Origin of the sequence: Thermobifida cellulosilytica TB100, assembly GCF_001517975.1 — a bacterium.
Lineage (GTDB): Bacteria > Actinomycetota > Actinomycetes > Streptosporangiales > Streptosporangiaceae > Thermobifida > Thermobifida cellulosilytica.
The window spans coordinates 166,641-181,495 of the sequence record NZ_KQ950183.1 but is presented as its reverse complement, the minus strand read 5'-3'; the positions used below and the strand labels follow the sequence as shown (position 1 = coordinate 181,495).

Annotated in this window: 15 protein-coding genes; 1 reads left to right on the top strand and 14 read right to left on the bottom strand. The window is 73.2% G+C overall.

Annotation, left to right across the window (positions count from 1 at the left end):
• Window positions 1-15: 15 nt before the first annotated feature.
• From AC529_RS13520 to hisI, 12 genes are all read right to left on the bottom strand, one after another.
• On the bottom strand, window positions 16-1,173 hold the full coding sequence (locus AC529_RS13520; RefSeq protein ID WP_068757228.1) for a hypothetical protein: 1,158 nt from the start codon (window positions 1,171-1,173) through the stop codon (window positions 16-18).
• A 49-nt stretch (window positions 1,174-1,222) separates the two neighbouring features.
• Window positions 1,223-2,299: a prolipoprotein diacylglyceryl transferase gene (lgt, locus tag AC529_RS13515; protein ID WP_068757227.1), complete on the bottom strand. Its 1,077-nt coding sequence runs from the start codon at window positions 2,297-2,299 to the stop codon at window positions 1,223-1,225.
• A gap of 15 nt (window positions 2,300-2,314) precedes the next feature.
• Window positions 2,315-3,325 (bottom strand): DsbA family protein, encoded by a 1,011-nt coding sequence (locus AC529_RS13510; RefSeq protein ID WP_068757217.1) that lies wholly within the window; start codon window positions 3,323-3,325, stop codon window positions 2,315-2,317.
• A 111-nt stretch (window positions 3,326-3,436) separates the two neighbouring features.
• A complete protein-coding gene (locus AC529_RS13505; RefSeq protein ID WP_068757211.1) occupies window positions 3,437-4,012 on the bottom strand; it encodes a MauE/DoxX family redox-associated membrane protein in 576 nt (191 codons plus the stop codon).
• 200 nt (window positions 4,013-4,212) lie between these two features.
• Window positions 4,213-5,025, bottom strand: a complete 813-nt coding sequence (gene trpA, locus AC529_RS13500) for a tryptophan synthase subunit alpha (RefSeq protein WP_068757210.1) — start codon at window positions 5,023-5,025, stop codon at window positions 4,213-4,215.
• Window positions 5,022-6,260, bottom strand: coding sequence for a tryptophan synthase subunit beta (trpB, locus tag AC529_RS13495; protein WP_068757209.1), 1,239 nt, complete (start codon window positions 6,258-6,260; stop codon window positions 5,022-5,024). The genes trpA and trpB overlap by 4 nt, the downstream gene beginning before the upstream one ends.
• A 353-nt stretch (window positions 6,261-6,613) precedes the next feature.
• Entirely contained in the window at window positions 6,614-7,420 is an 807-nt protein-coding gene (gene trpC / locus AC529_RS13490; RefSeq protein WP_068757207.1) for an indole-3-glycerol phosphate synthase TrpC, read from the bottom strand.
• Between the two features lie 189 nt (window positions 7,421-7,609).
• A complete protein-coding gene (locus tag AC529_RS13485; RefSeq protein ID WP_332307063.1) occupies window positions 7,610-8,008 on the bottom strand; it encodes a DUF2752 domain-containing protein in 399 nt (132 codons plus the stop codon).
• 67 nt (window positions 8,009-8,075) lie between these two features.
• Complete coding sequence (locus tag AC529_RS13480; RefSeq protein WP_068757203.1) at window positions 8,076-8,432, bottom strand: CD225/dispanin family protein; 357 nt, start codon at window positions 8,430-8,432, stop codon at window positions 8,076-8,078.
• A gap of 224 nt (window positions 8,433-8,656) precedes the next feature.
• Entirely contained in the window at window positions 8,657-8,938 is a 282-nt protein-coding gene (locus tag AC529_RS13475) for an HGxxPAAW family protein (protein ID WP_068757201.1), read from the bottom strand.
• Window positions 8,938-9,561, bottom strand: coding sequence for a Trp biosynthesis-associated membrane protein (locus AC529_RS13470; protein WP_068757200.1), 624 nt, complete (start codon window positions 9,559-9,561; stop codon window positions 8,938-8,940). The genes AC529_RS13475 and AC529_RS13470 overlap by 1 nt, the downstream gene beginning before the upstream one ends.
• Entirely contained in the window at window positions 9,558-9,908 is a 351-nt protein-coding gene (hisI, locus tag AC529_RS13465; protein ID WP_068757199.1) for a phosphoribosyl-AMP cyclohydrolase, read from the bottom strand. Before hisI ends, AC529_RS13470 begins: the two co-directional genes overlap by 4 nt.
• Before the next feature lie 137 nt (window positions 9,909-10,045).
• Here hisI and AC529_RS13460 point away from each other — a divergent pair, with 137 nt between their 5' ends.
• Window positions 10,046-11,029 (top strand): sugar isomerase, encoded by a 984-nt coding sequence (locus tag AC529_RS13460; protein ID WP_068757198.1) that lies wholly within the window; start codon window positions 10,046-10,048, stop codon window positions 11,027-11,029.
• Between the two features lie 42 nt (window positions 11,030-11,071).
• Here AC529_RS13460 and AC529_RS13455 read toward each other — a convergent pair whose 3' ends face one another.
• Both AC529_RS13455 and AC529_RS13450 read right to left on the bottom strand, forming a co-directional pair.
• Window positions 11,072-12,898 (bottom strand): ABC transporter ATP-binding protein, encoded by a 1,827-nt coding sequence (locus AC529_RS13455; RefSeq protein WP_068757196.1) that lies wholly within the window; start codon window positions 12,896-12,898, stop codon window positions 11,072-11,074.
• Window positions 12,895-14,808, bottom strand: coding sequence for an ABC transporter ATP-binding protein (locus tag AC529_RS13450; protein WP_068757192.1), 1,914 nt, complete (start codon window positions 14,806-14,808; stop codon window positions 12,895-12,897). Before AC529_RS13450 ends, AC529_RS13455 begins: the two co-directional genes overlap by 4 nt.
• Window positions 14,809-14,855 lie beyond the last annotated feature (47 nt).

Below are 14,855 nucleotides of genomic sequence, written 5' to 3'. Positions count from 1 at the left end.
GCAGAGCCGCCGGAGTCAGTCCTTCTGGTCTTTGGCGTCGCGGACCTGTTCGTAGACGACGAGGGCGGCGTCCATCGCGGCGACGTTGAGGGTGGCCATGGAGTCGTCGCCGGAGGGTTCGGCGCCGTCGGCCCGGGCCACCCAGAACACCGCGAGGTAGTGGCCCATGGCCTGGGCGGTGGCCTGGCTGTACCCGGTGTGCAGGCCCTTGATGTCCTCCGCCATGGGCAGGATGAAGCCGGGGCTGCGCTGGGACTCCAGGCTCTCCAGGGTGGCGCTCGCGGCTTCGGCGTCGGCCAGGTCGAACAGCGTGAACTGCGCCACGTACTCCCGGTCGGTGTCCTGGTAGACGCCGCGGGCCGCGGAGGTGCAGGAGCCGGTGGACAGGGTCTGGGCGAGCTCCTCGCCCCACACCAGCGCGGTGCAGGCGTCGGTGACCTCGGAGTCGCGCAGGGTCAGTTCCATGCCGTTGAGGGACAGCTCCTTGACCGACCCGAAGATCTCCTCCTCGGTGAGGGGCTCGGCGTCGGCGGGGCGCTCGGCGATGGGATCGAAGATGTCCTGCTGGTCCTGGGCGTGGAACAGCTCCGGGCGCAGGGTGCTGTGCCCGGCGGGCGGCTCGACGATGGGGGCGGGGGTCCGGTTGGTCGCCGCCTGCGGGTTGAGCACCTGGAAGACGAGCGCGGCCAGCAGCGCCAGCAGCGAGACGACCGCCATGACCAGCAGCGCGATCAGCACGTAGGTGCCGTGCTTCTGCCGGCTCTGCTCGGCGAGGGTGTAGACGACCTGCTCGGGGCGGTCGCCCAGCACGGTGACCCGGCGCAGCGCCGACGCGGAGAACCGGGAGACCTGGTCGATGGCCCGGGGCTTGCGGGTGCGGGCGGCACGGCGGGGGCCGTCGGAGGACTTCGCGGAACGTGCCGGGGCCGTGCCGCGGGAGGCGGCCCTGGCGGCCCTGCGGCCTCCGCGCGAGGCGTCCTGCTTGATCCGCCCGGTGGAGCGGCGGCCCCTGCGGGCCTCTCTGCGCGACCCGGCGGACCTCTGTGCGGTGTCGGGATACTCGTCGTAGTCGTCCTGCCGGTGTTCGGCTCCGCTCCGGCTCCGACGCTCCGGTGCCGAACGGCTCCGGTGGCCGGTGGAGTCGGCGTTGTGCAGCTTCACGTACTCGTCCAAGGGGTGCGGGCCCCTCGCGGCGCCGCCGCGAGGGGGAGGGCCTTGTCTGTCAGTCCCGTGTTCCGTCGTCCCGGTCCGGGAGCTCGGTCGGGGCCTCGGTCGAGGCCTCGTCGTCCTGCGTCTGCGCCCGGGAGCCGGACCGTACGGCCGCCTCCTCCGGCGGCTCCTCGTCGTCGAGAACGCTGTCCGTGCTCTCCTCGTCCGGCTCGACCGCGATCATCTGGGTGCCCTCGTCCTCGCCCTCGGGCAGCACCCGCGAGGAGAACGAGTCGAGCCGCCGCCCGGCCCACACGAAGTAGCCGAGCGCGCCGAGGAAGACCAGCAGGGAGGTCCAGTTGTTGAGCCGCAGACCGAGGATCTCGTGGGCGGGATCGACCCGCATGTACTCGATCCAGAACCGTCCCACACAGTAGCCCATGACGTAGAGCGCGAACAGCCGTCCGCCGCGCAGCGCGTCGCCGTAGCGCCGCCCCAGCCAGGCGAGCACGACGGACAGGCCCACGCACCACAGGAACTCGTAGAGGAACGTCGGGTGGTAGGTCTCGACGCCGGGCACCATTCCGTGACGCAGTTCACCCGTCTCGTAGGGCGTCACGCGCAGCGCCCACGGCAGGTCGGTGGGGCCGCCGAACAGCTCCTGGTTGAAGTAGTTGCCCCAGCGTCCGATGCCCTGGGCGAGCGGGAGGGTCGGCGCGATCGCGAACGACAACTGCGACAGCGACAGGCCGCGCCGCCGCGCCGCCCACCACACGCCCACCGCGCCCAGCGGGATCGCGCCCCAGACGCCCAGGCCGCCGTTCCAGATGTACAGGGCGCCCATCGGGTCCTTACCGGGGCCGAAGTACAACTGGTAGTCGGTGACGACGTGGTAGAGGCGCGCGCCGACGAGTCCGAGGAGCACCGCCGGAACCGCCAGGTCCATGATCGTGCCGGGACGGCCGCCCATGGCCGCCCAGCGGCGCTCGCTCCAGTAGACCGCGACGACGACCCCGGCGAGGATGCACAGCGCGTAGAAGTGGATCCTCAGCGGGCCCAGTTCGATGGCGTTCATGCCAGGGCTGGGAATAGCCGCGAGGGCGCGGCCGAGGTCGGCCGCGCCCGCGGTGATGCTTGACGGACTCGTCATAACTCCGGGTTTTCCTTAGACGGGAGGGGAGGCGGACGGCGAAGCCGAGGGCTCCGCGGAGCCGTCCCCGGCCGCCGGACGGGTGTCGACCGTGCCGGGGGAGGCGGCCCGGACCGCTTCGGGGAAGTCGGTCGCGGAGTAGGTCTCGTTGCCCAGGAGTTCACCGTTGATGTAGACGGACGGGGTCCCTCCGAAGGCGTTCCTTCCCTCGGGGTACTTGGCGTTGACCGCGGCGGTGGCGTCGAGGACCTGGCGGACGTAGCTGCCGTCCATGAAGGAGGAGTCCACGCCGTTGTCCTCTCCCCAGTCGATCAGATCGCCCAGCCGCATGGTCCGGAGCCGGTCCTCGGGGATCTCGGCCCGCGCCTTGGTCGAGAGTTCAGGGTAGTAGTTCTCGACGAACTCCTCCACGACCTCGTTCTCGGAGCGTACCCGCTCGGCGAAGGCGGGGTCGGTGATGCCGACCTCCTCGCCCCACGCGACGAGGTCCTCGACCGCGTAGCCCTCCTGGTTCCCGCCGGGCTGGTTGTCGAAGAGGATGTCGTTGTACTCGACGAACTTGCCGTAGTCGGCGGCGGCCCGTGCCGCGGCCGCGCCGCGCAGCGAGTTGGCGCCCGCGGGGGCGCCCGCGTCGGCGAAGATGCTCACGGGGCGGAAGTGGACGATGGCCTCCCCGTTGGCCGCCAGCTCCTTGAGGTTGGTGCCGTTGATCTTCTCGAACCGGGCGCAGTGGGAGCACTGGTAGTCGGCGTAGACCTCCACGACGGGCGCCTGGACCCCCTCGCGGGCCATGACGACGCTGCCGTCCTCCTGGAGGGTCTGGGGGGCGAGGTCCCCCTGGTACTCCTCCGCGGAGGTTCCGTTCGACGCCTGCATGATCAGGTAGCCGCCGCCCACGACGAGGGCGACCACGGCAACCGCGGCGCCGATGGCGGCCAGGAGTCTGTTGCGTTTGGCCCGCTTCTGCTCCTTGATGCGCTCCTGCCTGAGGCGCTCGCGGTTGGCGCGCCGCGACTCCTTGCTCATCAGCCGATCACCATTTTCTCGTTGGAACAGTGTGTCTGCCGGACCGGGGCGTGGCCGCCGTCCGTGTCCGCGCCGTCCGGGGCGGGTCGCCGCCGAGGGGTCGGTGGAGTTCTACCGTTGCCGTTCGGAGCCCGGATAGAGACCAAGGACCCGGTCCAGGGAGAAGCGCGAGCGCGGCCAGACCGCGAGGAACAGGCCCAGCGCCATGAAGCCGAGGTCGCGGGCGATGTCCAGGCCGTAGGCGGTCTCGTCGGGGTCCACCGCGCCGCCGGTGCCGAAGCAGCCGCAGTCGATGGACAGGCCGCGGGCCCACGCCGAGGCGATGCCCGCGATGAAGACCGCCATGAGCAGGGCGGAGACGGCTCCGGTGACCCGGGTGGCCAGTCCGGTGAGCAGCAGCAGGGCCAGGGCGATCTCGAACAGCGGCAGGGTGTAGCCGATGAACTGGTTGACACCGTCGCTGAAGAGCTCGTAGGCCGCCACCGACTCCACCGAGAGTGCGGGCACGACCAGTTTGGTGTATCCGGCATAGCCCAGGACTCCGGCCAGGCCCAGCCGTGCGGCCAGGCTCAGCCAGGGTTGGACCGCCGGCCACCGGGAGTCGGCGGTGGGGCTGGTGCTCTGTCCGTCGCCGCGGGTGTCCTCCGCGCTGCCGCTCCGGGCGTTCTCTTCGGTGCCGGTCGACATGCCTCTCCCCGAACGTGTCGTCGTGTGCGTGCGCCGTGCTGCGGACGCCGCGGGAACGACTCAGAGACTACTACTCTGCGTGTCCGCCTCGTCACATGGCGACCGAAGCCCTGGTAGTGGCGCTCTTTTCAGCACAGTAGCCCCCCGGTGGGCACCGGGGGGCCGGGGTTCGGGATCAGCGGTGAACTCTCACCGGATTCTCACCGAGCGGCCGAACGCACGCCCTCGGCGAGCTCGGCGGCGAAGTCGCGGACCTGCGCGCACGCGGTGTCCAGGTCGGGGGCGTCCAGCACCCGGCGGCAGAAGCCGCTGCCGACGATGACCCCGTCGGCGTAGGAGGCGACCTCGGCGGCCTGCGCACCGTTGGAGATGCCCAGGCCGACGCAGACCGGCAGGCCGCTGTCCCGGGTGGCCCCGCGGACCCGCTGCACCAGCTTCCGGGCGGTCGCGGCGACCTTGTCGCGGGTGCCGGTGACGCCCATGAGCGACGCCGCGTACACGAACCCGCGGGAGGCGTCGCAGGTCAGCTTGAGGCGCTGGTCGGTGGAGGAGGGCGCGACCAGGAAGATCCGGTCGAGCCCGGAGGCGTCGCTGGCCCGGATCCAGGGTCCGGCCTCCTCGGGGATCAGGTCGGGGGTGATGACGCCCGCCCCTCCCGCCGCGGCCATGTCGGCGGCGAACGCGTCCACGCCGTACTGCTCGATCGGGTTCCAGTAGGACATGACCAGGGCCGCCGCGCCGGTCTCGGCGGTGGCGCGGACCACGGCGAGCACGTCCTTGGGGGTGGTGCCCGCCGCGAGCGCCGCGTCGGAGGCCTGCTGGATGACGGGGCCGTCCATGGTGGGGTCGGAGTAGGGCAGGCCGACCTCGATGACGTCGCAGCCGCCCGCGACCATCGCCTCGATGACCCTGACGGAGGAGTCCACGTCGGGGAGTCCCGCCGGGTAGTAGCCGACCAGCGCGGCCCTTCCCTCGGCCCGGGCCTCGGCGAGCTTGCGTTGCAGTGCGGTCATCGGTCCTGCTCCCCCCTGTCGCCGAGCAGCCCGAAGTAGGCGGCGGCGGTGTTGACGTCCTTGTCGCCGCGGCCCGACAGGCTCACCAGGATGGTGGCGTCCGGTCCGAGCTCGGCGCCGATGGTGCGCGCCCCGGCGAGCGCGTGGGCGCTCTCGATCGCCGGGATGATGCCCTCGGTGCGGCACAGCAGGCGGAACGCCTCCATGGCCTCGGCGTCGGTGACCGGGGCGTAGGTGGCGCGCCCGCTGTCGGCGAGCCAGGCGTGCTCGGGGCCGACCGCCGGGTAGTCCAGTCCGGCGGAGATGGAGTGGCTGGGCACGGTCTGGCCGTGCTCGTCCTGGAGGACGAAGGTGCGGGCGCCCTGGAAGACGCCGACGCTGCCGCCGGTGATGGAGGCGGCGTGCCGACCGGTGCCGATGCCCTCGCCGCCCGCCTCGAAGCCGTACAGCCGCACCGTCTCGTCGGGGATGAAGGCCGCGAAGATGCCGATGGCGTTGGAGCCGCCGCCCACGCAGGCGGCGACGGCGTCGGGCAGGGCCCCGGTGCGCTCCAGGACCTGCTGGCGCGCCTCGGCGCCGATGATGTAGTGCAGGTCGCGGACCATGGACGGGAAGGGGTGCGGCCCGGCGACGGTGCCCAGCAGGTAGTGGGTGGTGTCGACGTTGGCGACCCAGTCGCGGAACGCCTCGTTGACGGCGTCCTTGAGGGTGCGGCTGCCCACGGTGACCGGGACGACCTCGGCGCCGAGCATGTTCATGCGGGCGACGTTGAGGGCCTGCCTGCGGGTGTCCTCCTCGCCCATGTAGATCACGCACTCCAGGCCGAGCAGGGCGCACGCGGTGGCGGTGGCCACGCCGTGCTGGCCCGCGCCGGTCTCGGCGATGACGCGGGTCTTGCCCATGCGCTTGGTGAGCAGCGCCTGGCCGAGCACGTTGTTGATCTTGTGGGAGCCGGTGTGGTTGAGGTCCTCGCGCTTGAGCAGGATCCGCGCGCCGTTGCAGTACTCGCTGAAGTTGCGGGCCTCGGTCAGCGGGCTGGGCCGGCCGGTGTACTCGGTGAGCAGCCGGTGCAGCTCGGCCTGGAACTCCGGGTCGTGCTTGGCCTTGTCCCAGGCCACGGCGACCTCGTCGAGGGCCGCGACGAGGGCTTCGGGACTGAACCGGCCTCCGAAGCGGCCGTAGTGTCCGCCCTCGCTCAGGTAGGGAGGCACGGGATGTGCGCTGTTCGTGTTCATCAGGTCTCCAGGTGCCCCGCCGGGGGCACGGCGTGAGTGGACGGTCGGTCGCGGCGCGCAACCCGTGCTCAGGCAGCCGCACGGGTTCGGTGACGAGGCCACGCGGACGGTCTGCGGTCGCCCTGCGGGGCGGCCGGGGCAGGTGGCTGCGGTCCTGGGTCCCGCCTGCGATCGACGCACACCCGCTGTCCGGTACCGAGGATCGTGCCGCACCTACCGACAGTATGCACGGAACGGCCCGGACCGTACCGGATCCGCGGGAGCGGTGCGCAGCACGCAGCCCTGCCCGCGTGGCCTCCTGCGCCATCGCCGGGTCAGGGTGGCCGCGCGGGGCGCCCGGAGCGCGTCCACGGTCAGCGCCGGTCCCGCAGCGCGGGGTGCGCGCCCGCGGTGACGAGGTCGGCGACGGCCTCGCGGGGCTTGCGTCCGACCACCAGGCTCTCCCCGACCAGCACCGCGTCGGCGCCGGCGCTCGCGTAGGCGAGCAGGTCGTGGGGGCCGCGCACGCCGGACTCGGCGACCTTGATCTTGTCGTCGGGGATCAGCGGGGACAGCCGGGCGAAGGTCTCGCGGTCCACCTCGAGGGTCTTGAGGTTGCGGGCGTTGACCCCGATGACCGTGGCCCCGGCGTCCAGAGCGCGCTCGACCTCCTCCTCGGTGTGCACCTCGACGAGCGGGGTCAGGCCGAGCGACTCGGCCCGCTCCACCAGGGAGACCAGGGCGTCCTGGGACAGCGCGGCGACGATCAGCAGGACGGCGTCCGCACCGTAGACCCGCGCCTCCCACAACTGGTAGGAGCTGACCACGAAGTCCTTGCGCAGCAGCGGCGTGTCCACCGCGGCGCGGACCACCGCCAGGTCGGCCAGGCTGCCGCCGAAGCGGCGCTGCTCGGTGAGGACGCTGATCATGCAGGCGCCGCCCGCGGCGTAGTCGCGGGCCAGTGCGGCGGGGTCGGCGATCGCGGCGAGCGCGCCCTTGGAGGGGCTGGAGCGCTTGACCTCGGCGATGACCTGGACTCCGGGGGCGCGCAGCGCCGCCACCACGTTCTTGGGCCACGGTAGGGTCGCGGCCTGCTCTTTGAGCTGATCCAAGGGTGCGGCGGCCTGGCGTTCGGCGAGGTCCGCGCGCACTCCGTCGATGATCTCGTCGAGCACGCTCACGTGAGAGGGCCCCTTCTTGCTGTCGACTGGGTGACGGGGAGTGAGAGGGCTCACTCCCGCCGTATGTCCCGATCGTATCCGTCCCCGGGGACAGCCGGACACCGGCACCGTGCATTGGCGTCCGCCGGGGCGCTCCGGCGCAGCGGGCGCGCAGGTCGCCGGGCACGGGCCGCCCCGGCGGGGAGGCGTTCAGGACAGGATCGGCGCGGGGACGCCCCCGGGGGCGAGCAGCACCCCGAAGGGCAGGTTGCGCAGGATCCAGAAGGCGACGACGATCCCCGGCACCGCCCACGCCAGGAACGGGGGGAACGGCGGGGGCGGCCGGTGGGAGGGCCGGAAGGACCGGTACACCCAGTGCAGGTAGCCGAGTGCGAGGAAGGGCAGCGCGGCCAGCAGCAGGATGTTCATCTGCGCGGCGCCGACGATGTCGAGGTGGGTCAGCGCGTGCAGCGCCCGGGTCGTGCCGCAGCCCGGGCAGTAGGTGCCGGTGAGGGCCAGCCAGACGCAGACGGGGTAGTGCCCCGGTTCGTTGGGGTCGACGAAGTGCACCACGACCGCGCCGGTCAACCCCATGAAGCCCAACGCCAACGGCGCCGCCGCAGGATGCAGACGGCGCCGTGGTCGTGCCGGAACTCTCGGGCCGGGCATGGTTCGACTAGTAGGAGTAGGTGGTCGTCGTCGCAGCACCCACCATGAGGATCACGAAGATGAAGTAGAGGATCATGCCCACCCAGGTGATGACCGTGAGGGTGAAGCTGATCAGACCCAGGATCCTGGCGGTGCCGGCTGCGCTCTCGGCCCCGGCGTAGTCGCCCGCGCTCCACTTGCTGTTGACCTGGAGCGAGAAGACCAGCCCGATGATGCCGAGGATGCCCATGCATCCGAAGATGCCCAGGATGTTCATCCACAGGTAGTTCTTGGGGGGCTGGGCGGCAGGCTGTCCGCCGCTGGGGTAGCCGGGGGGCGGGGCGAAGCCGCCGGGGGGCGGGGGGCCGGGAGGACCGTAGCTCATGTTTGGTGTGTCTTTCCGTGTACGGCGGATCGTCAGAGCGCGTCGCGACCGGGGAGACAGGAACCAACAGGTGTCACGGTTGGAAGTACCCCTCCATACGCGCCGCGAACGACCGAATCATGCCAGATTTTCTCGTCGTTTGTGCGGCCGGCACCGGTAACGATCGGCGATCGAACCGGCATGAGGACTGGCCGGTCCCCGGAGAGAGCCCGGAGACCGGTCGGTCACACCGCCGCGGTGCTGCTGCTCTCCGCGAGCTTGGCCTCGTACTCCTCGCGGGTCATCGGGCGGGGGCGGGGCGCCTTGCGGCCCAGGCCCGCCTTCTTCATCACACCGGCCACGACAGCGCACACGACACTGGCAGCCAGGCCGATGATCGTCCAGGTGACGATGGGCAGGCCGGCGATGATCGCGGTCGCGGCCGCGACCCAGACGACGATCCACGAGATGGTGAGGAACCAGCCGGCAACGGTGTTGCCGTGGTCGTCGTGGTGTTCTTCGGCCATCAACGCTCCTTTGGTTCAGCGTTCTCATCGGTGGGGTCCGCGCCGCTGTCGAGCGACCTCCACAGCTCTGCGGGAGTACCGGTGCGGGTCGCGCGGGGGGCGCTGTGGCGATCGTACCGGCTGCTCATGGCGGGCCACGCGGTACCCCGGACCAGGGTGAGCACCCCGGCGGCGCACAGCAGCACCGCGCCGACGGTGGCCACTACCGGCCAGGTCCACGCCACGGTGAGGGCGCCGAGCGTCCCCTCGGCGGTGACCGCCCGCAGTGCGGCGTCGGCCAGGGCGGAGGAGCGCAGGCCGGTCGCGACGGCGCCGAGGACGCCGACCCCCAGCAGCGCCACCAGGAGTCCGACGAGGCGGCGGGCCGCTCCCCCGGTCGCGACCAGCGCGGCCAGCGCGGCCAGCGCGGCCCAGCCCAGCGCGGAGACGGCCGGGACCAGGTCGGCCGCGGACAGCTCGACGGCGACGGGGGCGAGGTCGCCCGCCAGGTCGACCCGGGCGCTCACCCAGACCTGGGCGGAGGCGGCGAGCAGGGCGACCGCGCCGAGCGCGGTGAGCGCGAGCGCGGCCAGGTACTCCCGGCGGCGGGACGCGGGGGGCGCCGCTGCCGTCGCGCCGCTCACAGCAGCCGGTCCGCGTCGAAGCAGGTCCGGTCGCCGGTGTGGCAGGCCCCGCCGGTCTGGTCGACCTTGACCAGCAGGGTGTCGCCGTCGCAGTCGAGCGCGACGGAGACGACGCGCTGGGTGTTGCCGGACGTCGCGCCCTTCACCCAGTACTCCCCTCGGCTGCGCGACCAGTAGGTGGCGGCCCGGGTGGTGAGGGTGCGCCGCAGCGCCTCGTCGTCCATCCAGGCGAGCATGAGGACCTCTCCGGTGTCGTACTGCTGCACGACGGCGGGCACCAGCCCGTCCGGGTTGCGCTTGAGCCGTGCCGCGATGCCGGGGTCCAGTTCGGGAGGACTGCTGCTCATGCCTGCAAGCCTACGGCCGTGCGCGCGGGGGCCGCGGACGGGGTTTGTGCTTATCTGGTGCGGGGAGGCCGCCGCGGCCGAGCGGCGGGCCTCCCGCCGTCCCGCGCACCGTCGAGACCGTCGAGGATGGAGCCCCCGTGACCGTCGAACAGCTCGCGGCCGACCTGGCCGGCAAGGCCGCGGCCCTGAACCGGCTGGCCGACCACCTGGCCCGCCACGACCCCTACGCGGCGCTGCCCTCCCTGCTGGACGACGAGCCCGCCGCGGTCGTCCTGCTGGGGGTGGGGGCGGGCCGCTACGCGTGCCAGGCGGCGGGCGCGCGGTTGCGCGCCGCCGGGCTGGGGGCGTTCGCCGAGTCCGCGACCGCGGCGCACCTGCCGCCCGGGGGGCCGGACACGCTGGTGGTGGCGGTGGCGCTGGGCAGCGGGCGGCGCGAGCTGCGCGAGTCGCTGGAGCGCTACGCGCAGTCCAGCGCGGTGGTGGTGCTGGCCGACTCCCCCGAGGCGCCCGAGGCCCGCTACGCCGACGTGGTGGCGCCGCTCATGGCGGACGGGGCCGCCCGGGAGCTGGAGGTCGTGGCCTACCAGCAGGCGGTGGCGCTGCTGCTGGTGCTGGCGGCCCGCCTGAGGGCGGCGCCGCCGGGGGTCGCCGACCCGTCGGCGACGCTGCGCCGCGCCGCGAACTCCGTCACCGACCTGTGGGAGCGCGCCCCCTCCTGGGTGCCCCGGGTGGCCGAGGTGCTGCGCGGCCGTTCCGGGACGGCGCTGGTGGCCCCGGAGGAGCTGCTGCCGTCGGCGCGGTTCGGCGCGCTGACGCTGCGGCGCGGCCCCGTGCTGGCCGCCCACGCCTGCGAGACCGGCGAGTGGTCGCACGTGGACCGCTACCTGGCGGCGATCCAGGACTACCGGGCGCTGCTGTTCACCGGGTCGCGGTTCGACGAGCGGTTCTCCGACCACCTGCGGGCGCTGCGCGGGGCCTTCGTCGCGGTGGGCGGCGAGGTCGCGGGGGCCACGGCGAGCCTGCGCTACGCGGGGGACGGCGACCCGGACGTGCGCCTGCTCGTCGACCCGCTGGTCAGCGAGCTGCTGGCGCTGCACTGGTGGCGGGAGCGCGAGGGCTGAGCCGGGCGGAGCCTTCCGGCGTCCTCCGCGGCCCCGCCCGGCTCACGCCGAGCTGCGCACCCAGGAGGCGTGCAGGTCCGCGTAGACGCCCGGGCGCGCGACCAGGTCGCGGTGGGTGCCGCGCTGCACGATGCGGCCGCGGTCGAAGACCAGCACCTCGTCGGCGGCCTCGGCGGTGGAGAGCCGGTGGGCGATCGCCACGGAGGTGCGGCCGCGGGTGAGGCGGTCCAGGGCGCGCTGGATGCGCACCTCGGTGGCCGGGTCGACCGCGGAGGTGGCCTCGTCCAGGACGAGCAGGTCGGGGTCGGCCACGTAGGCGCGGACCAGCGCCACGAGCTGGCGCTCCCCGGCCGACAGGGACTCGCCGCGCTGGCCCACCGGGGTGTCCAGGCCGTGCGGCAGCCCGGCCAGCCAGTCGCCCAGGCCCAGTTCGGCGACGGCCTCGCGGATCTGCTCGTCGGTGGCCTCGGGGCGGGCGAAGCGGATGTTGTCGCCGAGGGTGCTGTCGAACAGGAAGCCCTCCTGGGGCACCATGACCACCCGGGAGCGCAGCGAGGAGAACGCCACCTCGCGCAGGTCGACGCCGTCGAGCAGCACCGTGCCCTCGTCGGGGTCCATGAGCCGGGTGAGCAGCTTGACGAAGGTGGTCTTGCCGGAGCCGGTCTCCCCGACCACCGCGACGCGGCGGCCGGGGGCGATGTCCACGTCGATGTCGTCGAGGACGCGGGGGCCGCCGGGGTAGGCGTAGCCGACGTGGTCGAAGCGGATCGTGACGGGGCCGCGCGGCAGGTGCTTGCCGTCGGGGCCGGGGTCGGCGATGTCGGGCACGGTGTCGAGGACCCCCAGCACCCGCCGCCATCCGGCGATCGCGTTCTGGGCCTCGTTGAAGATCTCCGTGGCCATGGTCATGGGCATGATGAACAGGTTGATGAGGAACAGGAAGGCGACCAACTGCCCGGCGGTGAGGGAACCCGCCACGCCCAGCGCCACGCCGGCGACGATGACGACCGCGTAGGTGAACGCGGAGACGAGTTCGGCGAGCGGGGAGATCGCCATGGACAGGCGCTGCGCCCTGACCTGGGCGGCGCGGGTGGCCACGACGGTGGCGTCGACGCGCCTGGCGGTGCGCTCCTCGGTGCCGTGGGCGCGGATGACCGCGGCGCCGACGACGGTCTCGCCGACCACGCCGAGCATCTCGCCGGTGCGCTCCCGCACCTTCAGGTAGGCCCTGGACAGCAGTTTCTGCAATTGGCGCACGCCGAACAGCAGGGGCGTGAAGCACACCCACACCAGCAGGGTGAGCTGCCAGGAGTACACGGCCATCAGCGTGGTGGCGATCGCCACCTGCCCGGTGCTGACGATCAGCAGGATGCCGCCCCACTGCATGAAGGTGCTGATCTGGTCGACGTCGCTGGTGACCCGGGAGACCAGCGCGCCCTTGCGCTCGCTGTTCTGGGTGAGCACCGACAGGTCGTGGACGTGGCGGAACGCCTTGCGGCGCAGGGTGGCCAGGCCCGACTCGGTGGACCGGTACAGGCGGGTGTTCATCACGTAGGAGCACAGCGCGGTGAGGGCGACCAGTGCGGCGCACAGCGCGACCGCGCCGACGACGAAGCCGATGTCGGGGCCGCCCTCGGCGAGCAGCCCGTTGTCGATGATCTGCTGCACCGCCAGCGGCACCACGACCTTGCCGAAGGTGGCGGCCACGGCGAGCGCGACGGTCACCGGCAGTCCGCGGGTGAACTCGGGGGACAGCGCCAGGCCGCGGCGCAGGGTGGCCCACGCCGAGTCGGTGGAGCGGTGCAGGGCGGGGGCGGCGGTCTCCCGGGCGTCGGCGCGGGAGGCCCGGGTGCGTGCCGGGGCGCTCATCGGACGGCCTCCTGGTCGGCGGATCGGGCGGCGGCTTCGGCGCTGCGCTGTGCAGCGGCCTGCTCGTAGGCGGTGACGAGGCGGTGGTACCCGGGGGAGCGCGCGAGCAGCTCGGCGTGGGTGCCCCGGTCGCGCACGGTGCCCTGTTCGAGGTAGACGACCTCGTCGGCGAGTTCGATGGTGGCCCTGCGGTAGGCCACGACCACGACGGTGGCCCCGGCGAGGTCGGCCTCGCGCAGCCCGCCCAGGATCTGTGCCTCGACCTGGGGGTCGACCGCGGAGGTGGCGTCGTCCAGGATGAGCAGCCGCGGTCGGCGGACCAGGGCGCGGGCCAGGGCGAGGCGCTGGCGCTGGCCGCCGGACAGGCTGGTGCCGCGCTCGCCCAGCCGGGTGTCGAGCCCCTGCGGGAGCGCGGCGACGAAGGAGTCGGCGCAGGCCAGGCGCAGCGCCTGCCACACGGCGGCGTCGTCGACGTCGGCGCCGAGGGTGACGTTGCCGCGGACGGTGTCGTCGAAGATGAAGGTGTGCTGCGGCACCAGGGCGACGGCGCGGGCCAGCTCCCCGTGGGCGTAGTCGCGGGCGTCGACCCCGTCCACGAGCACCCGGCCGCTGTCCGGGTCGACCAGGCGGGCCAGCAGCATGGTGAGGGTGGACTTGCCCGCCCCGGTGGGGCCGACGAGGGCGGTGACCCGTCCCGGGGACAGCTCCAGGTCGACGTCGTGCAGCACGGTGGTGCGCGCCGTCGGCCCGTCGTCGGCGGCGTCCAGGCCGCGGGCGCTCTCGGGGGCGGTGTCGTCGCGCCGGTCGGTGTAGGTGTCGGCGTAGGAGAAGCTGAGGCCGCGGACGCTGACCGCCAGTCCGTGGTCGCCGTCGAGCACGGCGTCGCCGTAGTCGGTGCCGCCCTCGGCGTCGAGCACCGCGCGGACCCGCCGCCACCCCACCACGCTGCGCGGCAGGTCGCCGAGCAGCCACCCGAAGGAGCGCACCGGCAGCGACAGCAGGGTGAACAGGTAGGCGATCTGGACGACCTCGCCGGAGGTGGCGGCGCCCAGGTCGATGCGGACCAGGCCGATGAGCAGCACCGCCAGCACGCCGAGGTTGGGCAGCGCCTCCAGGAGCGGGTCGAACGCGGCGCGCATCCGGCCGACCCTGATCTGGGCGTCGCGCAGGCGGTCGGCGGCGCGGGCGAACCGCTCGGTCTCGGTGTCCTCGCGGCCGAGGGTCTTGACCACGAGCGCGCCGTCGAAGGACTCGTGCGCGACCTCGCTGACCTGGGCGCGCAGCGCCTGGGCGCGGGCGGCGACCGGGGAGACCCGGCGCTGGAACACGACGTTGGCCGCGGCCAGGGCGGGGAAGACCACGAAGCCCACCAGGGCCAGCACCGGATCGGTGACGAGCATCGCGACGGCGGCGATGACCAGCATGGCGACGCTGCCCACGGCCATGGGCAGCGGGGCGAGCGGCTGCCAGGCGGCCTCGACGTCGGCGTTGGCGTTGGACAGCAGTTGCCCGGCGGGGTGGCGCTGGTGCCAGGAGAGCGGGAGCTGGAGGTACTTGCGGGCGACCGCGCGCCGGTAGTGGGCCTGCATGCGGAACTGCATGAGGCCGGCGTAGAGGCGGCGCGCGCCCAGGCCCAGGGCGCGGAGCACGCCGACGCCGAACACCACCGCCGCCGCCCCGGCCACCGCGGCTGCGGTGGTGCGCCCCTCGGCGATGGCGGGCAGGATGACCCGTTCGGACACGGCGCCGAGGACGGAGGCCGAGGTGACGGCGGCGGCCGCATACAGCAGTGCGCCGACCAGTGCCGCGGTGAAGACCCACGGTTCGGTGCGGATCGCGACCCACAGGACGCGCATCCCTTCGGTGAGGATCCGAGAGTCGATTCCGGGCCTGGCCGACCCCTGTGCCATTCGTCCCCCTGTGATGCTGTGCCGGTGAGCAGCGCCGTCCCCCGACG

Bases quoted from the DNA above. Each gene is read 5' to 3' on its own strand.
- lgt (WP_068757227.1), bottom strand. From the start codon at position 2,299: ATGACGAGTCCGTCAAGCATCACCGCGGGCGCGGCCGACCTCGGCCGC.
- AC529_RS13510 (WP_068757217.1), bottom strand. From the start codon at position 3,325: ATGAGCAAGGAGTCGCGGCGCGCCAACCGCGAGCGCCTCAGGCAGGAG.
- AC529_RS13505 (WP_068757211.1), bottom strand. From the start codon at position 4,012: ATGTCGACCGGCACCGAAGAGAACGCCCGGAGCGGCAGCGCGGAGGAC.
- trpA (WP_068757210.1), bottom strand. From the start codon at position 5,025: ATGACCGCACTGCAACGCAAGCTCGCCGAGGCCCGGGCCGAGGGAAGG.
- trpB (WP_068757209.1), bottom strand. From the start codon at position 6,260: ATGAACACGAACAGCGCACATCCCGTGCCTCCCTACCTGAGCGAGGGC.
- AC529_RS13480 (WP_068757203.1), bottom strand. From the start codon at position 8,432: ATGAGCTACGGTCCTCCCGGCCCCCCGCCCCCCGGCGGCTTCGCCCCG.
- AC529_RS13475 (WP_068757201.1), bottom strand. From the start codon at position 8,938: ATGGCCGAAGAACACCACGACGACCACGGCAACACCGTTGCCGGCTGG.
- hisI (WP_068757199.1), bottom strand. From the start codon at position 9,908: ATGAGCAGCAGTCCTCCCGAACTGGACCCCGGCATCGCGGCACGGCTC.
- AC529_RS13455 (WP_068757196.1), bottom strand. From the start codon at position 12,898: ATGAGCGCCCCGGCACGCACCCGGGCCTCCCGCGCCGACGCCCGGGAG.
- AC529_RS13450 (WP_068757192.1), bottom strand. From the start codon at position 14,808: ATGGCACAGGGGTCGGCCAGGCCCGGAATCGACTCTCGGATCCTCACC.